Source organism: Halorubrum sp. AD140 (genome assembly GCF_034497445.1).
In the GTDB taxonomy this organism is placed as follows: domain Archaea; phylum Halobacteriota; class Halobacteria; order Halobacteriales; family Haloferacaceae; genus Halorubrum.
Genome location: NZ_JAXRUU010000197.1, coordinates 1 through 1406 on the forward strand (window position 1 = coordinate 1; position 1406 = coordinate 1406).

Annotated in this window: 3 protein-coding genes; 2 read left to right on the forward strand and 1 reads right to left on the reverse strand. The window is 47.6% G+C overall.

Annotation, left to right across the window (positions count from 1 at the left end):
* Positions 1 to 383: HEAT repeat domain-containing protein (locus U4E84_RS17380; RefSeq protein ID WP_322533348.1), on the forward strand; the 383-nt coding region annotated here is incomplete at its 5' end.
* A 94-nt stretch (positions 384 to 477) separates the two neighbouring features.
* Positions 478 to 876 carry a hypothetical protein gene (locus U4E84_RS17385; protein WP_322533349.1) on the forward strand — a complete coding sequence of 133 codons (399 nt, stop codon included), beginning with the start codon at positions 478 to 480 and terminating at the stop codon, positions 874 to 876.
* A 169-nt stretch (positions 877 to 1045) separates the two neighbouring features.
* On the opposite strand, the gene U4E84_RS17390 is transcribed toward U4E84_RS17385, so the two are convergent.
* The coding region (locus tag U4E84_RS17390) for a DUF4268 domain-containing protein (protein WP_322533350.1) at positions 1046 to 1406 on the reverse strand (361 nt) is incomplete at its 5' end.

A 1406-nucleotide genomic window follows, 5' to 3' on the forward strand; every position in this document is an offset into this window, starting at 1 on the left:
TCCTGACGAGTGAACATGCTCCGGTTCGGAGGAATGCTGTCGGGCTCCTTGGAGACATCGCACAGGAACATCCGGCACTCGTGATCGACCACGCCACCGAGATCGCTGATTGTCTTACCGACGACGCTGCGGATACACGGCGCAACGCTACAATCACACTTCTTAGAGCTGGCGAGGCAAATCCCTCCGCAGTGAAAGCTGAACACGAAGCCCTCTCTACCGCACTCAACGACGAGGATTCAACCGTTCGCGCCAACGCCTGTACCCTTATTGGTAACACCCACGCACCAGTCTCAGTCGACCGGCTCCAAACACTCCGAGATACCGATCCGAACGATAGAGTACAGGAGGAAGCCGCACGAGCACTCAACCGAATCAATTGAACTGCCCTCTGTAAGCGTCCCGTCTCTAGAGCTACGGAGCGGATAACGCACATCTACTGCTTCAAATATCACACAAAAACTCTACGTTAGATTGATGAGTGACGACGATGAGCATCACATTAAGCTTAGATCCGGATTACCAACGAGTCACCACAAGCCTGAGCTTGTTGAAATATATTTCACTCAGGGAATCCCCCTTGCATACAATCACTCAATGATCAAATTCACAGAAGGTGAGGAAGAGTACTATTTCGATCCCGAAGGACCAGCCACAAATTACCATGGCGATAGCGAGGTTCTAATCAAAAATCTTGCCAATATCGAATCACTCGCGTATGAACTTGAGGCTCCCGAATCACGTATTGAGGAGGTCGACGATAGGCGGACAGCCCAAGAAAAACGTGTGTACGACCCCGAAGCAGCAGTGAGTATAATTAGATCCACAATACAGCACTTGGATGGTGTCGAAGAATGCGATTACGAAGATTCATGACATTATAGACATATCGGAAATGGCATATCTGGCTAACTGTTTTTTATCCACTGTTCGATATTCGAATTTTTATTTTTTCGCCGATGGTCACATCCTAGAAGGATGTCAGGACACTAGCCGTGCTGAGCCATTAAATTGTAATTAATAAACAGTTCGGCTTGTATCTGCTCTACAGTTGTTGTACCCGGTGACGAAAGTGCTCATGGAATATCTCTCCACACTCCTGCATCCAGTCTTGATATTCCTCCCACTGTGCTGTATTTTGTAAGTCTGCATCTTTTCTGAAAAAGATCCGGCTCCGTTCCCGTTCTGCGTCTGTCTTTTCAGGACCCTTCCAAATCAGTTCTTGCTCTATCTGTGAATTGATCTCATCACGTTCATTTGCTAATTCCCAGTAACCCTCCGCGTCATCCTCGATTATCAGCTGGGTGCGAATCTCGTTATCACGAGAATTGAACACAAACGAGAGAGTTACTCCAGACTTCCCAATCGGGTTGTTGTACCAATGATGGGGTTTAGGTTTTCTAGCA

Excerpts from the sequence above, each read along its gene's own strand:
- U4E84_RS17385 (WP_322533349.1), top strand. The coding sequence starts at position 478 with ATGAGTGACGACGATGAGCATCACATTAAGCTTAGATCCGGATTACCA.